The organism is Mobilitalea sibirica (assembly GCF_015999265.1).
In the GTDB taxonomy this organism is placed as follows: Bacteria; Bacillota; Clostridia; order Lachnospirales; family Lachnospiraceae; genus Mobilitalea; species Mobilitalea sibirica.
In genome coordinates, this window is sequence record NZ_JAEAGR010000004.1 from 72,754 (window position 1) to 96,989 (window position 24,236).

At 36.0% G+C, this 24,236-nt stretch carries 20 protein-coding genes; 2 read left to right on the top strand and 18 right to left on the bottom strand.

Annotated elements, in window-relative coordinates; genetic code table 11:
- Positions 1–59: 59 nt before the first annotated feature.
- The 12 genes from I5677_RS05495 to I5677_RS05550 all read right to left on the bottom strand — a co-directional run bounded on the left by I5677_RS05495 (position 60) and on the right by I5677_RS05550 (position 13,286).
- Positions 60–452: a response regulator gene (locus I5677_RS05495; RefSeq protein WP_197660577.1), complete on the bottom strand. Its 393-nt coding sequence runs from the start codon at positions 450–452 to the stop codon at positions 60–62.
- Positions 453–568: 116 nt separating this feature from the next.
- Positions 569–1,636 (bottom strand): histidinol-phosphate transaminase, encoded by a 1,068-nt coding sequence (hisC, locus tag I5677_RS05500; protein WP_197660578.1) that lies wholly within the window; start codon positions 1,634–1,636, stop codon positions 569–571.
- A gap of 254 nt (positions 1,637–1,890) precedes the next feature.
- Complete coding sequence (locus I5677_RS05505) at positions 1,891–3,084, bottom strand: pyridoxal phosphate-dependent aminotransferase (protein ID WP_197660579.1); 1,194 nt, start codon at positions 3,082–3,084, stop codon at positions 1,891–1,893.
- A 615-nt stretch (positions 3,085–3,699) separates the two neighbouring features.
- Positions 3,700–4,320 carry a cytidylate kinase-like family protein gene (locus I5677_RS05510; RefSeq protein WP_197660580.1) on the bottom strand — a complete coding sequence of 207 codons (621 nt, stop codon included), beginning with the start codon at positions 4,318–4,320 and terminating at the stop codon, positions 3,700–3,702.
- A 125-nt stretch (positions 4,321–4,445) separates the two neighbouring features.
- A complete protein-coding gene (locus I5677_RS05515) occupies positions 4,446–5,198 on the bottom strand; it encodes an ABC transporter ATP-binding protein (protein WP_197660581.1) in 753 nt (250 codons plus the stop codon).
- Positions 5,199–5,256: 58 nt separating this feature from the next.
- A complete protein-coding gene (locus tag I5677_RS05520) occupies positions 5,257–6,015 on the bottom strand; it encodes an ABC transporter ATP-binding protein (RefSeq protein WP_197660582.1) in 759 nt (252 codons plus the stop codon).
- Positions 6,016–6,064: 49 nt separating this feature from the next.
- Complete coding sequence (locus I5677_RS05525) at positions 6,065–7,159, bottom strand: branched-chain amino acid ABC transporter permease (RefSeq protein WP_197660583.1); 1,095 nt, start codon at positions 7,157–7,159, stop codon at positions 6,065–6,067.
- 7 nt (positions 7,160–7,166) lie between these two features.
- On the bottom strand, positions 7,167–8,045 hold the full coding sequence (locus tag I5677_RS05530; RefSeq protein WP_197660584.1) for a branched-chain amino acid ABC transporter permease: 879 nt from the start codon (positions 8,043–8,045) through the stop codon (positions 7,167–7,169).
- Positions 8,046–8,344: 299 nt separating this feature from the next.
- Positions 8,345–9,544: an ABC transporter substrate-binding protein gene (locus I5677_RS05535; RefSeq protein WP_197660585.1), complete on the bottom strand. Its 1,200-nt coding sequence runs from the start codon at positions 9,542–9,544 to the stop codon at positions 8,345–8,347.
- 196 nt (positions 9,545–9,740) lie between these two features.
- Positions 9,741–10,034, bottom strand: a complete 294-nt coding sequence (locus tag I5677_RS05540; protein ID WP_197660586.1) for a hypothetical protein — start codon at positions 10,032–10,034, stop codon at positions 9,741–9,743.
- Between the two features lie 122 nt (positions 10,035–10,156).
- Positions 10,157–11,596, bottom strand: coding sequence for an ATP-dependent Clp protease ATP-binding subunit ClpX (gene clpX, locus I5677_RS05545; RefSeq protein WP_330617850.1), 1,440 nt, complete (start codon positions 11,594–11,596; stop codon positions 10,157–10,159).
- Positions 11,597–11,861: 265 nt separating this feature from the next.
- Positions 11,862–13,286: a S1C family serine protease gene (locus tag I5677_RS05550; RefSeq protein ID WP_197660587.1), complete on the bottom strand. Its 1,425-nt coding sequence runs from the start codon at positions 13,284–13,286 to the stop codon at positions 11,862–11,864.
- A 254-nt stretch (positions 13,287–13,540) separates the two neighbouring features.
- Here I5677_RS05550 and I5677_RS05555 point away from each other — a divergent pair, with 254 nt between their 5' ends.
- Both I5677_RS05555 and I5677_RS05560 read left to right on the top strand, forming a co-directional pair.
- Entirely contained in the window at positions 13,541–14,962 is a 1,422-nt protein-coding gene (locus I5677_RS05555; protein ID WP_197660588.1) for an undecaprenyl-phosphate glucose phosphotransferase, read from the top strand.
- A 61-nt stretch (positions 14,963–15,023) separates the two neighbouring features.
- Positions 15,024–16,049, top strand: coding sequence for an LCP family protein (locus I5677_RS05560; protein WP_197660589.1), 1,026 nt, complete (start codon positions 15,024–15,026; stop codon positions 16,047–16,049).
- Between the two features lie 364 nt (positions 16,050–16,413).
- Here I5677_RS05560 and I5677_RS05565 read toward each other — a convergent pair whose 3' ends face one another.
- The 6 genes from I5677_RS05565 to I5677_RS05590 all read right to left on the bottom strand — a co-directional run bounded on the left by I5677_RS05565 (position 16,414) and on the right by I5677_RS05590 (position 23,905).
- Positions 16,414–17,589 carry a CDP-glycerol glycerophosphotransferase family protein gene (locus I5677_RS05565; RefSeq protein WP_197660590.1) on the bottom strand — a complete coding sequence of 392 codons (1,176 nt, stop codon included), beginning with the start codon at positions 17,587–17,589 and terminating at the stop codon, positions 16,414–16,416.
- 135 nt (positions 17,590–17,724) lie between these two features.
- On the bottom strand, positions 17,725–18,930 hold the full coding sequence (locus tag I5677_RS05570; protein ID WP_197660591.1) for a CDP-glycerol glycerophosphotransferase family protein: 1,206 nt from the start codon (positions 18,928–18,930) through the stop codon (positions 17,725–17,727).
- 160 nt (positions 18,931–19,090) lie between these two features.
- Positions 19,091–19,492 carry a glycerol-3-phosphate cytidylyltransferase gene (gene tagD, locus I5677_RS05575; RefSeq protein ID WP_197660592.1) on the bottom strand — a complete coding sequence of 134 codons (402 nt, stop codon included), beginning with the start codon at positions 19,490–19,492 and terminating at the stop codon, positions 19,091–19,093.
- A 144-nt stretch (positions 19,493–19,636) separates the two neighbouring features.
- Positions 19,637–20,353, bottom strand: coding sequence for an ABC transporter ATP-binding protein (locus I5677_RS05580; protein WP_197660724.1), 717 nt, complete (start codon positions 20,351–20,353; stop codon positions 19,637–19,639).
- Between the two features lie 146 nt (positions 20,354–20,499).
- The gene (locus I5677_RS05585; RefSeq protein ID WP_330617854.1) at positions 20,500–21,276 is read right to left on the bottom strand and encodes an ABC transporter permease; all 777 of its coding nucleotides are present in this window, start codon (positions 21,274–21,276) and stop codon (positions 20,500–20,502) included.
- A gap of 184 nt (positions 21,277–21,460) precedes the next feature.
- Positions 21,461–23,905, bottom strand: a complete 2,445-nt coding sequence (locus tag I5677_RS05590; protein ID WP_197660594.1) for a bifunctional glycosyltransferase/CDP-glycerol:glycerophosphate glycerophosphotransferase — start codon at positions 23,903–23,905, stop codon at positions 21,461–21,463.
- Positions 23,906–24,236: the final 331 nt, after the last annotated feature.

A 24,236-nucleotide genomic window follows, 5' to 3' on the forward strand; every position in this document is an offset into this window, starting at 1 on the left:
CCATGGCGTCGTTTTGGTTTTTTCATATCCATTAGAAACACAAATCATGAAAGATTTCCTTAGATTAATTCAAGCTTTCGTAGAACATTTTCAAATTTCTCTTGGTCAATAGGCTTTCCTGCATAAGCCGTACAGCCAAGTTCGAATGCCTTCGTTACATTACGGCCTTCATTCAGGGCAGTTGTCATAATGATTTTTGCTCTTCTATCCTCCGATATACCCTTAGAAAATTCGATTTCACGTATAGCTTTTAAGGCCTGATACCCATCCAAAACAGGCATCATAATATCCAAGCAAATCAGATCATATCCTTCATTGGCTTCCAAAGCCATAGTAAATGCCTCAACCGCTTCCGCCCCATCTACTGTAACGTCGCATTCTCCATGTTTTGACAAAAACCTCAACATGAATTTTCTGCTAGCAAAATCATCCTCAGCTATTAAAATTCTCATATCCAAGTGCCCTCCCAGCCTTTTATCAATTTCTGTCGTCAATTTAATAATAAAACAATTACTGCGCAATAGATAGGGGGAAATTTGTATCATTTACTACATAATGCAATAATTTGTCATTTTGCACTATCTATAAATAATTCTTTTAAGCATTCTATTAGTTGTTTCATTTCTTCATTCGTTCCGATGGATATTCGTAGATAATTATCAATTCTCGGAAGATTAAAATATCGAACATAGATATGCTTTTCCCTAAGGGCATTTAATATCTCCTTTGCAGGCATATTAGGATGGGATGCAAATATAAAATTCGCTCCTGACTTAGGAAAATGAAATCCCATGGATATTAAAGCCTCTTCGGTTTTTTCTCTGGTACTTATTATTTTTGTAATACACTCTCGAAAATATTCGTCGTCTTTCACAGCTTCCACTCCGGCGATAATGGATGTCGTGTTCATTGTATAGGAGTTAAATGAGTATTTCACATCATTTAATGCTTTTATCAGCTTTGGATTACCCATCGCATAACCAATACGCATTCCGGCCATTGATCGAGATTTGGAAAAGGTCTGCACCACAATAAGATTATCATAGTGATTAATTAATTCTAAGGCTGACCTTCCTGCAAAATCTATATAAGCTTCATCGATAATAACAATAACATCCTGGTTATGTCTTAGTATATCCTCAAGGGTAGTAAGATTCTCATAAATTCCGGTAGGTGCATTGGGATTCGCAATTATGATACCACCGTTTTCTTTATAGTAATCTTCCTTCTGAATGCGAAAATCATCGGTTAAGCCTATTGTTTCATAGGGTATATGAAACAGATCACACCATACAGGGTAGAAGGAATATGTGATATCCGGAAATAAAACTGGTTTTTTCGAATTAAAAAAGGCCATAAATGCCATAGCTAAAACATCGTCCGAGCCTACACCAACAAAAACCTGATCCTTCTCCAGCTGATAAAACCTTGCCAACTCCTCCACCAATAAGCCTATGGTAGGGTCAGGATAAAGTCTGAGTCTGTCAAAATCCAGGTTTTGAAGCGCCCTTTTAACTCCCGGTGCTGGTGGGTAGGGATTTTCATTTGTATTTAATTTGATCATATCTTTATGATTAGGTTGTTCACCCGGTACATAAGGAACAACTCTTTTGATATTCTTTTCCCAAGGTTTCATATTGATTTCTTATACAACGCTATAAGGTTATATATTCCTTTCTATATTATAATGGATATAATGCATAAAAAAACTTTAACCTCGTCACTGTACTTATTTTTAAGATAGTTTACTTCTACTTTAGTCTGTATAAACATATAAAAGCTTCACTTAAATATAGCGTCCTTACTAATATGCTTTTATATGTGCACTATGTATGATAGGAAAAACCAATCTTAATTAAAATATGTAGGAATGATACCGGTGATACACAACTATTTCATAATCCCATATTCCTGTGCCAGCTTCTTAAAGCCGGGAAGCGCCCGCTCGATCATGGAATAATCTACACAGTACGCAATTCTGCAATAACCGGGGCATCCAAAGGAGGAACCGGGTACAATTAATATATTATGCTTCTTTGCTGCCTGAGCAAATGCTTTTTCATCCTCTTCTAAGGCTTTTACAAAAAGATAGAAAGCCCCTTGAGGCTTAACACATTGATAGCCATAGGAAATCAGACTGTTATAAATCAGTTCTCGATTTCGATTGTAAATTTCTAAATCCACACTTGAATCCAGACATTTTGCCACTGCTCTTTGAATTAAAGATGGTGCGTTAACATATCCTAAGATACGATTTGCGACGTTGGCAGCACCTATTACATTCTCATAATCATCCACTTCATTCGGAATAACCAGATATCCAATGCGTTCTCCTGGTAGAGATAAGGATTTACTGAATGAATAACCTACAATTGTATTCCTGTAATATTTTGTCAGATAGGGAACATCGATTCCGTCATAAGCTAATTCACGGTAAGGTTCATCCGATATCAGATAAATTGAGATACCAAATTCTTTTTGCTTTTTATTTAAAATCTCGGCCAGTTTCAATATGGTTTGTTCTGAATAAACCACACCGGTCGGATTATTTGGTGAATTAATGATCACTGCCTTGGTTTTCTTTGATATCAGTTGTTCAAACTCATCCAAGTTCGGTTGAAAATCAACGGTGTTTGGAGGTACAACCGTCAATTTCCCGTCAAAATTACTTACATAATTACGATATTCTCCAAAAAACGGAGCAAATGTCAATACTTCTTCATTTGGATTTAATAGAGTTTTTAATATCACATTCAAACCACCGGCTGCACCAACCGTCATAATAATATTGTCTTTATTAAAATCAGTTTCAAATCTTTTATTAAGATTTTCTGATACTTTTTCTCTAACATCCTCATAACCGGAATTGTTCATGTATCCGTGGACCATACTGGGACTTTCTTCATTAAGCACCTGTAACAATGCTTCTTTAATCTCAACCGGCGGCTCAACACTTGGATTACCCAGACTAAAATCATATACATTCTCGGCACCATATATACCTGCCAGACGTTTTCCCTCTTCAAACATTGATCGAATAACTGAACTATTCTTAACCAAATCTACCATCTTTTCTGATATCATCGTATACCTCTTTCCCGGATATTCCCGTATCACCTAATTTTTGGAGTAAAGTATAGCATACAATTTTAGGGGAAGCAATAGGGAATGCGAAATTTTATGTAGTAACGTGACAAAGTGGCTAGGGGACGGAATCCAGGCAGCGGCTTCCTAGTTGAATTTACAATATCTCTTTTCTAGCAACACTATACTTCAATTTTTCACTCGGATCTGTCTGGCGCTGTGTATTGGCCTCCTTGCCAAACACACCTGAAATGTCCATCCATGGACATTTCCCAGACATGACCGTTCAAAATCTTAGTAAGTGTTACTATAAAAAGAATATATGAATTCAAATATGTAAGTCATACCCGGGTACCTGTCTTCAAAAATCTATCATTTATAAAAGTAATAAAAAGTTTTGTACTATATTTAGATTGATACTTTATTTATAAAATAAAAATCCTTACAACTAGGTATCCATTAATAATGTCTTTCCTCATCCATTACTATTATGCTACCTTGTGACGTAAAAAAGGCTGTCACAGGGTGTAGGTTAACGTTGATGTCGGCGGTATTGAGTTTATATACCGTTATCAGCGTGAACCGTACCTGTGGCAGCCCTATCTTTATACAGAATTATCGAAACCGAATATCCAGATAGGATTTTACAATTTCCACACACTTTTGAAAGCCCAGTTGGCTGCTGTTCAGACATAAATCATAATTTTTTGCATCCTCCCAGTTTCTTCCAGTGTAATATTTATAGTATTCTGCCCGATGCTTATCAATCGATGCAATTTGCTTTTCAATGTCCTTTTCTGGTTTTCCTGTCATTTCCTTCAAGGTCTTAATGCAATCCGTAAGAGGTGCATGAACAAATACCTTGATAACATTATCGTAATCCTTAAGAACAAAATCCGCACAACGACCAACAATAACACAGGACTCTGTCTCTGCCAGCTCCTTAATGATTTTTGCCTGATAATTAAATAAATTATCATTTGATACAAAATCATCACTGTCCGGAGGTATCAGTTCCCCTTTATAGACATTGCTTGCAATACGAAACAAAAGACTTTTCTTCAGCTTTTCATCTGCTTTCGCAAACAGCTGCTCATTGATACCACTGTCATCCGAAGCCAATCTAAGTAGTTCCCTATCATAATAGTGGACACCCAGTTCTTCCGAAAGCATCTTACCGATGGTCCTACCACCACTTCCATAGCCTCTTGCAATTGTAATAACATATTTTTTCATAAAAACCAACCTCCCTGATCTAATTCAAGAGTTTTAGTCTTAAACAAATGAAGCCAACTAACCTGTATGTCATATCTGCATTATTCGAAGGTTCTTATTCGATACAGTTTCCACTGCTCTATAAATCACTCACCTAAATATGCTTTCTTTACGGATTCATCATTCATAAGTTCTTTCGCATCACCCTCTAATACAATATTACCTGTTTCTAATACATATGCTCGGTTAGCAATCGATAATGCTTTTTTCGCATTCTGTTCCACTAATAATACAGTGGTGCCACTCTTGCTAATCTCTTTTATAATATCGAATATTTCCTCAACCAATATAGGGGAAAGTCCCATGGAAGGCTCATCCATCAGAATTATTCTCGGATGAGACATCAAAGCTCTTCCCATAGCCAGCATTTGTTGCTCTCCGCCGCTTAAGGTACCTGCCACTTGGTTTTTTCTCTCTTCCAGACGGGGAAAACGTTTATATACCTTTTTTAGGGTCTGTTCCATCTCTTCTTTATCATTTCTGGTATAGGCACCCATCTTCAGATTTTCCAGTACTGTTAATTGTGAAAATATTCTTCTTCCTTCCGGAACATGTGCCATCCCTAAAGATACAATCTTATGGGCAGGGGTTTTTCTTAAATTAACGGTTTCTGTTACAATATCTTTATCGTTCATACCAGTTTTCGGTACTTCAAATTCTATACTGCCGCTCTTTACCGGTACCAAACCGGTAATCGCATGAAGTATTGTTGTTTTACCGGCTCCGTTCGCTCCAATTAAAGCTATAACCTCACCAGCATTTACTTCAAAGCTGATTCCTTTAATGGCTTGAATAACTCCATAATAAACCTGTAAATCAGTTACCTTTAACAAAGCCATAATAATCCTCCTAACCTATTTACCTGTACTTTTGTCAGCCAGGCTTACTATCTTTGTGTTATTCGCCAAGATAAGCAGTGATTACCGCCGGGTCATTTAATACCTCTTCCGGGGTTCCATTCGCCAATTCCGTACCAAAGTTTAATACTAATATCTGTTCACATATCCCAGATACCAGCTTCATATCATGTTCAATCAAAAGAATTGTAATATCGAATTTATCACGAATTAATCGGATTGTATCCATCAGTTCTGCTGTTTCATTGGGGTTCATTCCTGCAGCCGGTTCATCCAATAATAACAGTTTAGGTCTTGTTGCAAGAGCCCTTGCTATCTCCAGCTTACGTTGCTTACCATAGGGTAAATTGGATGCCAGATAGTTTTCTTCTTTATCCAGATCAAACACCTTTAGTATTTCTCTAGCGGTTTTATTCATCTGCCTTTCTTTACTGTAGTATAACGGTAATCTCATAATTCCTGCTAATAAAGAATATTTTTCATGATTATGGAGTGCTGCTTTTACATTATCAAGCACACTCATGTTTTTAAACAATCGAATATTTTGAAATGTTCTTCCAATTCCGGCCATACTTATCTCAGCCGTACTTTTTCCAACGATACTTACACCATCCAGTAATATTGTTCCGTCCGTTGGCTGATATACGCCGGTCAGAAGATTAAATATGGTTGTTTTTCCTGCACCGTTAGGACCGATCAAGCCAAAGAGCTGGCCTTTTTTTATGCTTAAATTAACTTCATCAACAGCCCGTAATCCACCAAACGATATACCTAAATTTTTAACTTCCAACAAAGCCATAACCGATCCTCCTAGCTTTTTATGTGAAATCCATTTTCCTTTATTGATACTACTCACTTACTTGTTCTTTTTTAAATATCTTGGATAATAAATTATTCCCCTGTAAACGTGACTTCCATGTAGAATGATTAATTAACATAATTGCGATAAGTACTATTGCGTACATTAACATTCTGTAATTACGAATAGGACGTAAAACTTCAGGTAGTAATGTAAGAATGGTAGCGGCTATGATAGAACCTTTAATGCTTCCCATTCCTCCCAGTACAACAAAAACCAATATATTAATGGATCTGTTATAATCATAATCCACAGGCTTAATGCTGGATAAATTATGTCCGTTAATTACTCCGGCCACTCCGGCGAAAAATGCACCAATAACAAAGGCCATGGTTTTATATCTGCTCACCTTGATACCGATGGATTCTGCCGCAATATGATTATCACGGATGGAAGTTATAATTCTTCCTTGTCTGGAATTAACCAAATTCACAACAACTATAATTGAAATCACAGCTGCGATATAAATCCAGGTATAATTTGCATAGGTCTCAATTCCCGACAGACCCATGGCACCTTTTTTGACAATTAATTCTCCGGCTTTATCCTTACCGGCCGGCAGGGATAAGGTATTAATGATAGAACGGATAATTTCGGTAAAGGCCAAGGTAACGATAGCCAGATAATCTCCCCGCAACCGAAGTACCGGGATACCAATCAGAAAACCAAAAACTGCTGCCATAATACCACCAACAATAATAGCCAAGAAAAACTCGATATTCCCCGGCAAGTTCATATTTAAGGTGAAAATTGCTCCGGTAAATGCACCGATTGACATAAAGCCTGCATGACCCAAACTTAATTCACCAAGAAAGCCGACTACCAGATTAAGGGATACCGCTAGAATTATATTGGCTCCAATCGGTACGATCAGCGATTTAAACTGCCTGTTTAATCTATACTCTACCAAATAAGCCAGAAGGAAATAGCCTGCAATAATGCACAACAAAATAACTAAATTTTTTATGTTAAAGGCACTTTTTGCTTCGGCTTTCTTTTCCTTTTGGATTGCATTCAAATTAACTTTTTCATTTTTTACAGAAATATTATGATTTATTTTTTGATTTGTATTATTTTTCTTCATGGCACACCTACACTTTCTCAATCCGTTTCTTACCGAGCAAACCGGATGGTTTCAGTAAGAGCACCAAAATCAGCACACCAAAAACAATTGCATCTGAAACCTCTGTTGAGATATAGGCTTTCGCAGTGTTTTCGATAATTCCAAGTAACATTCCACCGAGCATGGCACCAGGTACATTACCGATCCCTCCAAGTACTGCAGCTACAAATGCCTTAATTCCTGGCAACGCACCCATAGTCGGTTTTAGGGACGGGTATTGGCTTAAGAATAAAATACCTGCAATTGCGGCTAAAGCAGATCCTATTGCAAAGGTTAAGGATATTGTTCTATTCACATTGATACCCATTAACTGAGCTGCACCTTTATCCTCTGATACAGCACGCATTGCACTTCCGGCTTTCGTTTTATTAATAAATAGGGTTAAAATCGCCATACAAATAAATGTAACCACTAACGTTACAATCGTCAAACCTGATATTGATATGTTTCCAATATTAACTGCATCTACTTTGATGATGGTTCCAAAGGGAATTGGATTTGCCTTAAAAATCAATAATGATGCATTCTGTAAGAAAAAGCTTACACCAATCGCTGTAATTAACACCGCAAGAGGCGGAGCCTTCCTAAGAGGCTTGTATGCAATTCGCTCAATCGTAATACCCAGTATTGCACAAAACCCGATGGTAAGTAAGATTGCCACTATAACCGGCATTTTCATAAGGACAATAAAAACATATAAAGCATAGGAACCTACCATGATAATATCACCATGAGCAAAATTTATCATTTTTGCAATACCATATACCATGGAATATCCCAATGCAATTAATGCATAAATACTACCTGCATTAAGTCCATTGATAAGTTGTCCAATAATATATTCCACAAGTTTCACCTCTTTTTCCTTCTGTCTGTAAAGCAAAATCCAACTTTTTTATATCTAATAAATTGATATCTCTATTATAAATTAATTTTTTGATTAATACAAAACATTTTCTTTGTTGTTAAAAATCCTATTTATATTCGTATTCTGCTCATAAATCAACTAAGTTATATGCGTATCATAATATATAATTTTATTATTTTAATATGCAATATATAAGAACGAAAAGGAGGCTTACGTCTCCCTTTCGTTCTTTTACTATATGAATAAATAATATTTCAATTTAACCTTCCAGACAGTAATTAATTCGCGGTATACTGACCATCCTTAATCACTACAAAGTTCGCACCCTTGTTCGGCTCACCATCAGCGTTAAATGTCATATTACCGGTTAAACCATCTACTTCGATTTGAGTCATCGCAGCAATCAAATCAGCGCTTTCAATACTTCCTGCCTTCTCCATCGCAGCAGCGATAACATAAATACTGTCATAACCGTCAGCTGCAAACTGATCGGGAGTAGCACCGAATTTATCTTCATACTTAGTTACAAAGGATTTAACTGCTTCTTTTTCATCTGTAGCAAGGAAAGGTGTTAAGAAGATGGCTCCTTCTAATACAGCCGGATCAACAGTTTGAGCGATAACACCATCCCAACCATCTCCGCCAAGGAACGGAAGTTCCATACCAAGTGCTGCGGCTTGGGTTGTAATATATGCTGCATCATTATAATATGCAGGAACAAAGATTGCTTGTGCATCCGTTGCTTTGATAGATGTTAACTGCGTATTAAAGTCTACATCGTTGGTAACAAAGGATTCGCTGGCAACGATTTCGCCGCCATTGGATTTCACCTGCTCAACAAATGCTTCCATCATACCGGTACTATATTCATCGGAGTTATTATAAATAACCGCAAGTTTCGTATAGCCCTGATCTTTAGCAAAATTAGCCATAGTGATACCCTGAAGAGGATCAGTAAAGCATAAACGGAATGCGTTGTCAGGCTCAGTTAAGCCGGCAGCTGAACCGGAAGGAGTTAACATTAGAATTCCTTCTTCTTTCACTAAGTCTAAGATACCTAAACCTGCACCGGAGGTTACAGTTCCCATAAGAGCATTCATTCCATCATCCATAAGTGCATTGAAGGCTGTAACAGCTTTCTCTGCTGCTGCTTCATCATCCATAAAATTAAGTACTAATTCATATTTCTTATCACCAACGGTTACACCGCCTGCTGCATTAATTTCTTCCACAGCAATTTCAGCACCCTGCTTAACGGAAACGCCGTAAGAAGCAGCTGCTCCGGTAAGAGGACCAATACCGCCAATAATAAATTGTTCCATATCTCCGGTTTCACTGTTGTCACCTGTTTGGTTATCTTCTGTCTTATCGCTCTGATTATCTTCCTTCGCATCCTCTTTTGTTCCACAAGCTGCTAAAGATACTACGATAAGTGAAAGAGCCAAGAATAAACCTAATAATTTCTTTAAATTTTTCATAAAAATTCCTCCCTTAAATCTAAGCTTTTGAATAATATATCGCTTTAACGTATTAATTCATTGGCTTGTTAATGTTACAAATAAGACGTTCCAGATACAACAGAACTTTTCATCTGTCAGCATTTCGAACGCCTTTATTCTGCATTTATAATAACCTTGAATAAATAGTTTGTCAATATAATTATTTAGTCAAATACTACAGCTCCCCTCCGCATTTGTCACAAAATTCCAAGCCCTCGAGTGTAATTCCTCCACAATCCGGGCAGATGATCTTAGCCGGAAGTATCTCCCTTTCCACAATTTCATACTCTCGATCATCCTCGATGTCCATATTGTCCTCTTTAAGTACAGAAGCTTTCCCTCGATTCTCAAGGCTTTCATCCTCCTCCAGAGAGAATTCGTCATCCGTTTCTAAAAAATTGGAGGATGTCTTTTCATCTATATACGAAACCTTTTTCTTCCTATTAAATATATGTCTAATTATTAACATATTCTTCACCCCTTGTTTGGACCTTTCGCCAGTTCCAAAAATTACACCTTATAATTTCTTAAAGCCATACACATCCTTGGGCTTATGTAGAACGTTCTTCCCAAACAATATGTTTTATGTTGTTAATTATTGGCGGCAATTACCTTATGCTTACCTATTCCTCTCATTTCAATCACAGGGCCTCCTTTACCCTCAATATAATCCCTTGTGATAATTACTCTTCCGATGTTATCATCTTTCGGAATTTCATACATGATGTCCAGCATGATATCCTCTAAGATGGCACGAAGAGCCCTTGCGCCGGTCTTTTTCTCCAATGCTTTTTCCGCAATTGCTTCCAACGCCTCCGGATCAAAAACCAGTTCCACTTCATCCATAGCAAGTAAGCTCTGATATTGTTTTAAGATTGCATTCTTAGGTTCCATAAGAACCTTAACTAACATCTCCTTCGTGAGCATCTCCAAGGAATATAGAATCGGTAATCTTCCTAAAAATTCAGGTATCATACCATACTCTCTTAAGTCATCCACAGTAACCTTCTGTAGTAAATTCATATCTTCATCATATTTATCCTTTAGGTCTGCCTTAAAACCAATGGAAGATTGCTTGTTCAATCTGGATTTTATAATCTTATCCAAATCCGGAAATGCTCCTCCGCAGATAAACAATATGTTTTTTGTATTCACTGTAGTCATAGGTACCATTGCATTCTTAGAAGATGCCCCAACCGGTACCTCAACATCGCTTCCTTCCAGAAGCTGAAGCAATCCCTGTTGAACGGATTCTCCGCTTACATCCCTGCTGTTGGTATTGCGTTTTTTTGCAATCTTATCTATTTCATCGATAAATACTATCCCTCTCTCTGCTTTTTTTACATCATTACCGGCCGCTTGTAAAAGTTTTGAAATCACACTTTCCACATCATCACCGATATAACCTGCTTCTGTGAGGGAGGTTGCATCTGTTATGGCTAAAGGTACGTTTAGAAGCCTCGCCAATGTTTTTACCAGATAGGTTTTACCGCTTCCGGTCGGTCCAATCATAAGCATATTGGATTTTTCTATCTCTACATCCTTAACCGGATCTGCACCAATTCTCTTGTAATGATTATAAACCGCTACGGAGATTACTTTTTTCGCATGTTCCTGCCCAATAATAAATTCATCCAGACTTGCTTTTATAATATGAGGCGAGGGTAATTTTTTTCTGTCAAACTCCTCCTTCTCCTCCGTCACTTTCTCCTCACTTTTTTTCTTTACCTTCTGCATACCCGGTATTTCGTTGGATAAATGAAACATATTCGGCGGAAACCCCATCATCTTCATATACGGATTATCACCTTTATTAATAGTATCAAATGTTTTCTGCATACAATCGGAGCAAATCGTAATATTGTTTGGTATGTGTATCATTTTTCCAACCTTACTTTCCGATCTTCTGCAAAGATAACATACTTCTTCAAAATCATCCTGTGAATTTTTGTTCTCCTTATGATTCTTGTATTCTTTATCATCAAAATCATCTATATTCATATCATCAAAATTATCATCTTTTTTACTCAAATTTTTTCCTCCTTAAATGTAATACTCATATATCAATTATTGTATCATTATATCTTATCTGACCGTATCATACAATAGCCCAAAATTAAGCTTTTGAGAAAGAAAATACTTTCCGAAAAAGAGACATTGTGTTATCTGTCTGTTTCCGGAAAGTATTTATTTTTATTATCTATTTATTAATGTAATTGAAGAAAGTTACTTAAGCTCCATAAAAAGATAAGTCATCGTAAAAGATAGTTAAATTTCTATCAAACACCTTACAATATTACCTGATTTCAACCGGTCTGGCTCCAAGTTTTACTGTAACGGTGTGTTCCTTGTAAGTACCGTTCTCACTTCGCATAAAGGTAACTTCTATTTCTGTGCCGGCCCTGATACTTGATACCTTCTCTCTAAGCTGTACGCCCGATGTGATCTCAATATCATTAATTGATGTTATGATATCTCCCTGCAATAGTCCTGCCTTCTGTGCAGCACTGTCCTTCATCACATCGGATAGATATACACCAATCGGCATATTCCAAGTTTCCGATATCTCCTCCGTTACATCCGTTGGAGTAACACCTAAAAAACCCTGTTCTTCTGTTTTTAATATCTCCCGATTCATTAATTCATTAATAATTGGCATCGCTTTCGAGATTGGAATTGCATAACCCATTCCTTCCACATCATGGGAGGCATATTTTATAGTATTAATTCCAATCACCTCTCCGTCAACATTCATCAAAGCTCCACCACTGTTGCCAGGATTGATGGCCGCATCCGTCTGTAACAAAATCATTTTTTTATAGCTATAATTATCGGATACTTCTACTTCCCTGTCCTTTGCACTGACATATCCAACGGTAACCGATTGACCATAGCCTAACGCATTCCCAATAGCAACCGCCATTTCACCGACCTTAACTTTATCCGAGTCTCCCAATTGAGCAACTTCGATAATCTCACGGGTATCCTCTTCTATATTATTAATATCTACCGTAATAACTGCAAGGTCAGCACTAGCATCCGTACCCTTGATAACAGCTTCTGCCTGATTTCCGTCGATAAAAGTTACTGTGATTTTATTGGTACCGGCAACCACATGGTTATTGGTAGCGATTAAAAGCTCTTCCTCATTCTTTCCTACAATAATACCTGAACCGCTGCCTTCCACATCATATTCCTGACCAAACCAAATATTTGACTGCGTTGATACGCTACTGATTGATACAATAGAGGGCATTGTCATATCAATCATATCACTGATCGCTGATTTGGAAGTCAGATTAACAGAACCAGATTCTGTAACTCCTACCTTCAATTTTGTCTTAACTGTCTGATTCGTATCCGAAGCTCCTAAGATATAACTACTTTCCTCCCTTGTTGTATCAGGAAACACTCTATCATAAATACTTTGGACTCCAAAGAAGCCTGCCCCTGCCAGAATTCCAAAGCATGCTGCTTTCAAGATAAATTTCACTACCCGATGCTTCTTTTTCACTTCATTACTGTTATCTATGTTATGTTGTTCTTTGTCTTGAATTACATAGTTATACTGCCATGAAGGATTACTATCGTTTTGCTTAGGTTCAGTCGTCATTTGTTCTGCCCAGAAGCTATATTCCGGTATCCTTCTTTTCTGCTCTTGACTATTCTCGATACCATTATCCCGGCTATCCTGATTCATGTCTTTGTTATAGTCATCCATATGAAATCTCCTTTCTGTTAAAATTTTATTGTTCCATGTTATATTAAGAGTGTAACAATAGTTTGTGTATGAATTGTGAAAAAAAATTAAAAAATGTATGGTTTTGTGTAAGAAAACTTTAATAATAAATTTGTTGTTGAAAATGATATAATCATGTATTATAGTAGAGAAGTTTCTTATAATTAAGATGAACCGTTCACCGCAATGAATTTTATTAATTTATTGCACTAACACATATCAAAGTAGGGGTCAATATGATTAAAGATAATCAAAAAATGTTAAATAGAATCCATGTTTTATTGGATGTATGTGTCATCGTTATTGCCTTTTTATTAACGTATTATTTAAGATTTTACTCTCCATTGGCAAACTTACCATTATTAAAAGCTGAAAAAGGTACGTTCTATGCCCTTGATGTATATGTTAGACGTTCCATTATATTAATACCTCTTTTCTTATTTATGTATTACTATGCCAAACTATATACTCCAAAGAGGGGAAAACGTAAATGGCTTGAGATATTTCACATTATATTAGCCAATACCATCGTAATTGCATTCTTCTCCGCAACCCTGTATATTCAAAAGGAATTTCATATTTCCCGTGGTTTCCTTGGTGTTTTTTATATAACAAATATAATTTTATGTACTACAGCTCGAATGACAGTTACTTATATATTACGAGCCGCCCGTAAAAGGGGATACAATCTTAAGCATGTACTCATGGTTGGCTATAGCCGTGCTGCCGAGGCTTATATTGATCGTATCTTTGCAAATCCTCAATGGGGTTATTATATTCATGGAATTCTAGATGATTCTATGGAGGTAGGCACCATATATAAGAAAGTACCTGTAATCGGAACCATATCAGGATTGGATGCATTCCTTTCCAAGATGACATTGGATGAAATCACAATAACAATCAGTATTAACGAATACGAGAAGCTGGAGAACATTGTCGCCATCTGTGAAAAATCCGGTGTGCATACAAAATTTATTCCGGACTATCATAATTTTATTCCTACCAAACCCTATACAGAGGATATCTATGGGCTTCCTGTAATCAACATCAGAAATGTTCCGTTAAGCAACACCTATAACCGGTTACTAAAGCGTTCTGTAGACATATTCGGAGCCTTATTCGCTTTAGTTTTATTCTCGGTTCCGATGCTTCTGGTGGCATTTTTAATAAAGCTAACCTCAAAAGGGCCTATTATTTTTTCTCAGATTCGTATCGGGAAAAATAACAAGGAATTTAAAATGTATAAGTTTAGATCCATGGAATTGCAGCCGGAAAATGATGAGAAAAAGGCTTGGACAACCAGCGGTGATCCCCGGGTAACCGGTATCGGTAAATTCATTCGAAAGACAAGCATTGACGAACTTCCTCAATTGTTTAATGTATTAAAAGGGGATATGAGCCTTGTGGGTCCCAGACCGGAAAGACCATTTTTTGTTGAAAAATTTAAAGAAGAAATCCCAAGGTATATGATTAAGCATCAGGTTTCTCCGGGGCTTACCGGATGGGCACAGATTAACGGATATCGTGGTGATACCTCCATTCGCAAAAGAATTGATCATGACATTTATTATATAGAGAATTGGACACTGAGCCTAGATATTAAAATATTGTTTTTAACTATTTTTAAAGGATTTATTAATAAGAACGCATATTAGGCATACACTAAAACTTAAGGAAAGAAATTGATTTACAGAAAGGTTAGGTTCTAAAAGTACCATGGCATCAAAAAAGGTGAAAAGACGTAAAAACCTGACAAAAATAATCCTCATAGAAGCTTGTATTGCAATCTTATTATTAATTGCAGTTATGATTTATAATAACATCAATAAGACTCTCGATAAAATTCCCCGAGAGAACAGCGAAGATAAATATATAGAGCAAAACGAAGGGATCGGTATTGACGGTTTTCGCAATATCGTCATCTTCGGAGTTGATACAAGAGATAATTCATTGAAAAAAGGTAATACCGATACCATAATGGTTGTAAGTATTAACAAAAAAAACAAAAATGTTAAATTAGTTTCTATTTATCGTGACACTTTTTCTCATATTAGGAATATAGGTTATAGTAAAATTAATGCTGCCTATGCCAAGGGTGGCTATTCCACTGCAATTAATACCATTAACCTTAATTATGATCTGGATATCAAGGAATATGTTACAGTGAATTTTAAAGCCTTGGTCGATATCATCGATCTTCTAGGAGGTATCACTCTTGATATAGAAAAAGAAGAATTAAAATATCTGAACGGATATGTAAGGGAATTAAACAAGATCAACGGCACCGATGTGGCAGGTTTAGAAACAGCCGGAACCCAGACAGTGAACGGAACGCAAGCTACCGCTTATGCGAGAATAAGGTACACCACAGGCGGAGATTTTAAACGTACAGAGCGTCAACGAATTGTACTATCTCAAATTTTTGATAAAGTGAAATCATCCGATTTATCAACAATTAACAATTTGATTGATAAGGTATTTCCACAAATTTATACCAACCTAAGTAATAGCGAGATCTTAAGCCTGGCAAAGGATATTATATCTTATGATATTGTAGACCAAACCGGTTTTCCCTTTGAAAAGGATGCCCATACCTATAAAGAAGTTTCCTATGTCTTTCCGATTGATTTAGAGGATAATGTAGTCCGACTGCATCAGTATCTGTTCGAAAAAGAGGGTTATGTACCAAGCAAAACCGTACAGGAATATTCGGCTTATATAGAGAATGTACGGGTACAGTAAGGATGGTTGCGTAAAATGTTGTTCTAGAAACGGTACCCTTGGTAAGTATTATATTTATATTCCGAATATCATTTTATAGTTGTACTTAAAACTTCGATTTTTCACTAAGAAATGTCTGACGGCGCGTATCGACTTCCTTGTCGAACGCGCCTTAAATGTCCCTCCATGGGACATTTACAGACATATCCGTTCAAAATCTCAGTTAATACAACTTTATAAAATAATATAGTCATATAAATATAACACCTACTAGGGGTACCTGTGTTTAATAAATATTAATTTAATGGTTTAATATCTGTTGATATTATTATATATTCTGTTCGCAGAGAATGAAAAAGAATAATAAGATTAATCCCATTCATTCTTATCTCATATTATCTTCTTCTATCAACTCCAGCAAGCGTTCGGTTGCTTTTCCGTCCAGATAAGGGAAGTTTTTTTGTTTGAATGATTTAATACGTTCGATATCAAATTGATTGCTTCGAATAATCTCGCCTACTTCGTTCGCCGTATAGACAACCGGACCGGGCACATAGCTTTCATATTCATAGTAAAAGCCCCTTCCATTATCTGAAAACTCCTTTAGGTCATAGGCGTAGAATAGGATCGGACGTTCCATCAGACAATATTCGAATATGACAGAGGAATAATCCGTTATGAGTATATCTGCTGCCAACAAAAGTGCCGACATATCCTCTTCAAAGGAAAGCTGGCATATCCTTTCTTCTATCTGACTATCCGTAAAAAACATCGTTTCTGCAGCTTTAGCAATGAACGGATGCAGCCTTATACCAAGATGATAATCTGAAGGAAGAGTTTTTATCAGCTCTTCCAGTTTATGTAATGACGAGGGTTTATTCGCTTCGTCATCACGAAATGTAGGGGCATATAAAATTAATTTCCTATCCGACGGTATTGCATATTTATTATAAATATATGCTTTGTCCCTATTAAAGTGTTGTTGTATATAGTTTAATTGTAGGTTACGAAGTAACTCATCGGTTTTGGGCAGTCCAATTGGATAAATCTTATCTTCCTTTATTCCAAATGCCCCTGCATAAAGCTTCTTCATCTCATAGGAGTTAACGATCAGATGTGTAATCCGTTGATTCGCTCTTTTCTCTAATTCTTTTAAAGTACCGGTATTTACATCCTGACCAAACTTTTTTATGGTACCGGTTCCATGCCATAACTGAATTACCTTGACTCCCTTTTTAAGATGCAGATAAGCAAATGGCAAAAATATATTGTCCTGTAAGATTATTCTGGCTCTGGCTAATTGATATGGCTTTATAACGAAAAAGGATAATAAAGATCTAATATCCTTAAAACCCTTTACCGCCAGTGTATCGCTTTTTCGAATGTAGGAAAATGTATATCCGGTGTTTTTTTCCATCAAGGCTTGCTCTACTATACTGACATTACTACCCTTTCCTTCTTCATGGGTCTTTATACAAAGAACCCTCTTATCTCCAGCGGGAAACAGTCTGCATATGTAGTATATCAAAGCAAACATACGATATCCGATTATTTTCAACATAGATTTTTCCCTGCCCTTCCATGAAGGCTTTATAAATATATCATGCATCTACTTCTATCAAACTTAACCCATTTCATAACTTCTATTACAAAGGAAAAGAATAAGTAAGTAAATCTACCCTGATAGTATCTTCTGTCAATGGGTCGTTATATTATTTATCAGTTCAACCACTCTTTCCGAGGAATGTCCATCATCTAAGTGATTATATTTCGCATTAAATGCCTCATACTTATCCTTATATTGTGTACCATCATATTCTTTCAGAGCAATAACAAGCTCTTCGGTTGTTTTTAGAACCGGTCCCGGTGCTTCTTCAAGGAAGTCAAAATAGAATCCCCTCAAGGTGTCCTTATACTCCTCCAAGTCATAGCAGAAGAATAACATCGGTCTCTTTAATATACTATAATCAAACATGACAGAAGAATAATCCGTAATTAACATATCAGACACCAAATATAACAATGATATATCATAATTTAACTCAAACGCATAGATAAAGTCCTTATATGGACTCCAATCGATCTGGTCCATAATAAGATAATGATACTTCACTATCATGATTGTATCTTCACCCAGTTCCTTCTGTAAAAGGGAAAAGTCCATTGCTGACTTAAACTTATATTTTCCCTTACCATAAAACTCGTTATCCCGCCAGGTTGGTGCATACAATACAATCTTTTTATCTTTGGGAAGTCCCAGCTCTTCCTTGATTTTATTAATAGCATCTGTCTGATTACATTTTAACAATACATCGTTTCTTGGATATCCGATTTCTAGCATCTCTTTATCAAAGGCAAAGGCTCTTCGAAATATTTCTGAAGAAAAATGATTCTGTGCGATTAGATAGTCCCATGTTTTCGCACTATTATAAAAATTCTTTTTATAATTATCAATCCCTTTTTCTCCTGCCATAAACACATTATCCATATCGAGAGCCAGTTTCTTAAGCGGAGTTCCATGCCAAGTCTGTATAAAGGTACAATCCGGTCTCTTAAGGATATACTTCGGTAATCTGGAATCACAAACCCAGACTCCTGCTACCGCGAACAGATAAAAGTAGCGCAATCTGGTTCTTTTTATTTTCTTAGCCAATCCGGGAATTGGTGTATTAACATTCTCCAGAATAAAATAGCATCTGTATTTTTGGTCAAGCCCTTGTTTTACCATCTCTTCATAGATTGCTCTAGGGTTACCGGTATAATTTCTTCCAAGATTACTTTCAAACAATATAATCTGTTTGTTCACCGGCAGTATGATTGTGCAGAGCTTATAGACCCTTAATACTTGCTTTTTAATGAATTTTCTAAATTTCTTTTTTGCTTTCTTAATCAGATTTCCCATGGTTCCTCGCTTTTGGATATCACATAAATTTGATATTTCAGAATAATATTTCTCTGCTTAATTTATATTGTCAATCTTGTATTCTCTTTTTACTTCTTTTTTTATTTTCATTATTTTACTTATTCTTATTTATATATTGCTTATTTGCATATTTTTCTATTTACTTATTATCTTTCCCAAGATTTAAGTCATTCTTTATCTTAGATGTAGATATTCCTTCTGTTCTGGGAAGATAGACAACTTCACAATAATCCTGTAAAAAGTCAAACTGCCCTTTCCAATCATCTCCCATTACAAATACATCTATGTTATTATCCACTACATCTTTAATCTTCTGTTCCCAAGTATATTCTGGAATTACCTCATCTACATATTTAATAGATTCTAATATAATCTTTCTATCTTCATAACAATGATATGCGGTCTTATGCTTGATCGCATTAAACTCATCGGAGGATAATACTACAACTAAATAATCGCCCAGTTCTTTTGCTCTTCTGAGCAAATTAATATGTCCTACATGTAATAAATCATAAGTACCATAAGTAATAACCTTTTTCATTTTCTTGGCCTCCTTATACTATTATCTTCCGGAAAGTATAACAAACTCCTTCATCCCAGATAATCCCTTTAAGACGTTAAAATTATTTTTAATAAAACTATGTTATCTTTCACTTGATATTATATTACAACAATCTTAATTAACTTAGTTGCTGTCTCCATCAGTAATCCTTGTTTCATATATCTCACTTATCTCATCAACACCACCTTGAGCGATCAGTTGGCCTTTATCAAGTAAAATAGCACGGTTACAAATCCGTTTTACCTGATCAATGGAATGAGAAACAAACAATACCGTTACACCACTATCAAACATGGATTTAATCTTTTTCTCGCTTTTTTTTCGAAACTTGGCATCCCCCACAGCCAGTACCTCATCTAATATAAGGATTTCCGGCTCCACTATGGTAGCAATGGAAAAACCAAGCCTAGCTTTCATACCGGATGAATAATTCTTCACCGGTACATTGATAAACTCACCTAATTCTGAAAATTCTATAATCTCATCATATTTTTCTTTTATAAAGTCCTTGGGATAACCTAATACTGCTCCATAGAGAAAAATATTCTCAGCACCTGTATACTGAGCATCAAAGCCGGCACCCAGTTCCAATAAGGGTACAATCTTACCCTTGGTTGTAACGGACCCTTGCGTTGCCTTTAAAACACCGGCTATGATTTTTAACAAGGTACTTTTACCCGCACCGTTTAAACCAAGAATTCCTAGTCGATCCCCCTTATTTAAGGTAAAGGATACGTCCTTAAGTGCCCAGAACTCCTGATATCTTATCTCATTCTTGATAAATTTAATTACATATTCTTTTAAATTATCTACTTTCTTTTCCATAAGGTTGAATTTCATACTAACCTGGTCAACCTTCAATACTTCATTATCCACAAAATCCTCCTATTAGTCCGATGTAATGTATCAATATATATCGATCAATAATCCTCCCCGGATACATTATCACACATATGTTACATGCAGCTATCATTGGTGTATCTACACTATATGTTTAGAATAAATTTATCCTGTTTCTTATAGAACAGGAAGATACCGAATAACAAAGATCCAAAACTATAAACGATGGAAAGTAACAGCGCCTCCATATCCATTGCATTACCAAAAACGGCATTTCTAAAATTAACAATAACTACATAAAGAGGATTTAAATTAAAAATCCAAATTTTATCACCCAGTTTTAGTGTCTCCGGTATATAGAAGATTGCAGAAGTATACATAACAATCATTAGTACAACTCCCCAGAGATACTCCAAATCCCGAAAAAACACCGCCATTGTGGATAATATCATGCCAACCCCCAATGAGAGCACTAATAAAAGAGCCAAGGGTATCACTGCTTCGAAAAGATGCAGGGTCGGTGTTACCCTAAATACGACCATGGCAACAACCAAAATAATCAGAGATATCATAAAAATCAAATAGCTTGATAATACGGAGGAAAAAGGATATATATATTTAGGTACATATACCTTTTTAATCATTGCACTGTTGCTGCGAATTGCCTTCATGGCAGTTTTTGTGGAATTCGAGAAAAAGGTATATAAAAGTCGACCGGTCAAAATATACACCGGAAAGGTATTATCACCTCTTCCCAACAAGTTTGAAAATACTACCGTCAGTACAATCGTAGTCAATAAGGGCTCTAAAAGTGTCCATAAAATACCCAGATAGGAACGACGGTATTTTAGCTTAATCTCTTTTTTTACCAGCTCTGCTAATAAAAAACGATATTTCTTAAAATTATTATATACTCTGCTCACACTTATCTCCATTCTAATTTAAATATGCCTCGGCATACTTTTACCCTAATTTCACTTCATACAAAGCGCGTTTAATAGTACTCCGAAATCTGATCAACCTCCACCCGTGGTTTCCATCCGGAGGTTTTTTGTTTAACCGTAGACAAACCACCTTAATATGGCAAAAATTCTATATTAACTCTCTTTACTTACCAAAAACTGATTTTACCACTTTTTCAGATGCATGTCCATCCTCCCATGCACAAAATCTCTGGTAAAACTTCTCATATCTATCATGATATCTATCCTGTATTTCATCGATATGATGAATAGCATTTATAACATCCTCGGATGTAAAGAGTAAGGGGCCTGGAACCTCTCTCTCGATATCAATATAAAAGCCTCTTAAAACATCCCTATATTTATCAAGATCATAGGTAAAGAAAAGCATTGGTCTTTTTAATCCTGCATAGTCAAAGAATACAGAGGAATAGTCCGTAATCAAGATATCCGAAATCAAGTATAGCTCTGATATATCATCATATTTACTTACATTATAAGCAAATCCTTTCAAGGCACTGACATCCAAGGAATCTGCAATGAAATAATGCGTCCGGATTAATATTACATAGTCCTCTCCCAGCTCTTGCTTTAGCAGATCCAGATTTAAATGTAGCTCAAATTTATACTTACCTTTTGCATAAAACTCATCGTCTCTCCAGGTTGGAGCATACAAAATTACTTTTTTACCCTTTGGAATGCTCAGTTTCTTTCTTATCTTTCCGGCTAATAGATTCTTATCGGGGGAATGCAAAATATCATTTCTGGGATAACCGGTCTCTAACATCTTTTTTTCAAACATAAAGCATCTACGGAAGGTTTCACTACAAAAGGCATTAGGAGCTATCAGATAGTCCCAGGCTCTGGATTGCTTATAAACCTGCTGTTTATACTTTGGAGTTGCACTGCTTACATCTTCAATATCAAATACCAACTTTTTAAGGGGTGTTCCATGCCAGGTTTGAAGGAATACACTCCCTGGACGTTTTTTTACCCATTCCGGCTGTCTGCCATTGAATACAAAATACTTACATCTGGCTAGGTAATAAGAATATCTTATACCGAAACGCTTGATTTTCTTATGTTTATAGGGTATTTTTGTGTTTCTTTTATTGATTACCCAGATAAATTTATACTGACCCGGATAATTTTTTGCCAGATACTCATACACATACTTTGGACTGTCAGAATAACTCTTACCAAAGAAGCTCTCGAATATAACCCAGTTATCCTTTAAAGGTTTCTTAATAAAATAATGAACATAGAGAAACTTAGCGAATGCTTTCTTATTTTTCAGTATCCGTTTTATTTTCTTTCTGGCTAGATTCATTTTAACTATTTTGATAGACTTATTCACATCTTTTTTAATCAAAGCTTTAATGAGACGTTTTTTATATCCTTTTAAACTATTAATTACTTCAGGATTCATTCCTTTCATGATATCACTCATGAGAACAAAATTATCCGTACGCCATGCATCGTTTTTACTTCGCTTCAATCTTGGTGCATAATTTTTGGCATAGTAGGAGATATATTTTCTATCCAGTCTGTTCCGTAAATCCGAATCTCTTGGTATCCTCTTAATGGCTTCGTAGTATGCATCCAAGAATTCATAGAATCGGTTGGGGTCTTTTATTTGTGACAGAGAAGGATTATTAATCGTATCATTATGCTTTCTTTTAATATACTTAGCCGATAATCGCTTTTTAAAACGATCGGTATTTGCTAATGCTTCTATTAAGAATGGCATATCCGAAAAATAAACTAGGTGTTCCGGAAAACGAAGTTTATTATCTTCAATAAAGCTTCGTTTAAATAATATATTTAAAACAGATATATTTCTGACACCTTTTCTTTTAGATACCAAAATCCGATACGCCTGTCTTGTGCGCTTTTCTCTTAAAAGCTGTAATTCGTTCTCGGACAAAATGATATCTTTCTCATCCTCGTCGTCTTCTGATCTTGAATCGTTCTTTTGACCTTTACTTTCATCTTTGTATTGTTTGTCATCATTATCATCAGAATCGTCGCTATCATCCTTGTAATCATTATCGTCCTGATCATCCTCCGGATCATCCTCATCTGTTGAATCCTTGTATGAGCCTTTCCCGTCTTCACCATTTTCCATATTTAACTCTGCTGAATTAAAAGAGCTGTCATCATCCTCTTCTTCAATATCCTCTGAATCATTTTCCTGATTCATCGCCAGATAAACACTTCTCTGAAACCAGGTAGGTTTTTTCTTACCATATATAATATCATCATCTCTATCCTGTGCTGCAACCACCAGATTCTCGAGAGTATCTCCATAAAGATAATCATCGCTATCCATAAAATACACATATTCTCCGTTTGCCATATCTAGTCCTAAATTTCTTGCAGCAGCAACGCCTTTTTTGTCCTTCAGATGATGAACCTTAATATCGAGTTTTGCCTGATAATCTGATAGTACGGTCAGAGCATTCTCTCTTACACGATCACAAATAAGTAAAATCTCTATATCACGATAAGATTGCTCTACCAAACTATCAAGGCAATCCCTCAAATACGCTTCTTCTTCATGGTAAGGAACAATTACACTTACTTTCATTTTTAGCCCTCCATGTGAGTCTTAGAATTTGTTTTTATGTTTTCTACAGCAATGGAATTATAGCATTTTTAGGAAATTTAGTCAAGGACAGCCCCTTTGTACTGCAATACCAAAACTATTGTTCATCATTAGTTTTACCAGTTTCCATATGTTCTATCATTGAATTGTATCTATTGTATTTTCGGTATTTCATAGCGATCATTTTCATAAGAATTGTGCATAATATAAGTATTGCCCAATTATAGGAACATAGATTAGTAAACTTTAAGAATTGAGTGCTTTTATATAAACCACGAAGCGTCACGCTTCGCGAGACTGCTCGGGTTCGCGG

Excerpts from the sequence above, each read along its gene's own strand:
- I5677_RS05495 (WP_197660577.1), bottom strand. The coding sequence starts at position 452 with ATGAGAATTTTAATAGCTGAGGATGATTTTGCTAGCAGAAAATTCATG.
- I5677_RS05565 (WP_197660590.1), bottom strand. The coding sequence starts at position 17,589 with ATGTTGAAAATAATCGGATATCGTATGTTTGCTTTGATATACTACATA.
- I5677_RS05510 (WP_197660580.1), bottom strand. The coding sequence starts at position 4,320 with ATGAAAAAATATGTTATTACAATTGCAAGAGGCTATGGAAGTGGTGGT.
- I5677_RS05525 (WP_197660583.1), bottom strand. The coding sequence starts at position 7,159 with ATGAAGAAAAATAATACAAATCAAAAAATAAATCATAATATTTCTGTA.
- I5677_RS05535 (WP_197660585.1), bottom strand. The coding sequence starts at position 9,544 with ATGAAAAATTTAAAGAAATTATTAGGTTTATTCTTGGCTCTTTCACTT.
- I5677_RS05515 (WP_197660581.1), bottom strand. The coding sequence starts at position 5,198 with ATGGCTTTGTTAAAGGTAACTGATTTACAGGTTTATTATGGAGTTATT.
- I5677_RS05520 (WP_197660582.1), bottom strand. The coding sequence starts at position 6,015 with ATGGCTTTGTTGGAAGTTAAAAATTTAGGTATATCGTTTGGTGGATTA.
- I5677_RS05555 (WP_197660588.1), top strand. The coding sequence starts at position 13,541 with ATGATTAAAGATAATCAAAAAATGTTAAATAGAATCCATGTTTTATTG.
- I5677_RS05580 (WP_197660724.1), bottom strand. The coding sequence starts at position 20,353 with ATGAAATTCAACCTTATGGAAAAGAAAGTAGATAATTTAAAAGAATAT.
- tagD (WP_197660592.1), bottom strand. The coding sequence starts at position 19,492 with ATGAAAAAGGTTATTACTTATGGTACTTATGATTTATTACATGTAGGA.
- I5677_RS05570 (WP_197660591.1), bottom strand. The coding sequence starts at position 18,930 with ATGGGAAATCTGATTAAGAAAGCAAAAAAGAAATTTAGAAAATTCATT.
- I5677_RS05590 (WP_197660594.1), bottom strand. The coding sequence starts at position 23,905 with ATGAAAGTAAGTGTAATTGTTCCTTACCATGAAGAAGAAGCGTATTTG.
- hisC (WP_197660578.1), bottom strand. The coding sequence starts at position 1,636 with ATGAAACCTTGGGAAAAGAATATCAAAAGAGTTGTTCCTTATGTACCG.
- I5677_RS05540 (WP_197660586.1), bottom strand. The coding sequence starts at position 10,034 with ATGTTAATAATTAGACATATATTTAATAGGAAGAAAAAGGTTTCGTAT.
- I5677_RS05505 (WP_197660579.1), bottom strand. The coding sequence starts at position 3,084 with ATGATATCAGAAAAGATGGTAGATTTGGTTAAGAATAGTTCAGTTATT.
- I5677_RS05550 (WP_197660587.1), bottom strand. The coding sequence starts at position 13,286 with ATGGATGACTATAACAAAGACATGAATCAGGATAGCCGGGATAATGGT.
- I5677_RS05560 (WP_197660589.1), top strand. The coding sequence starts at position 15,024 with ATGGCATCAAAAAAGGTGAAAAGACGTAAAAACCTGACAAAAATAATC.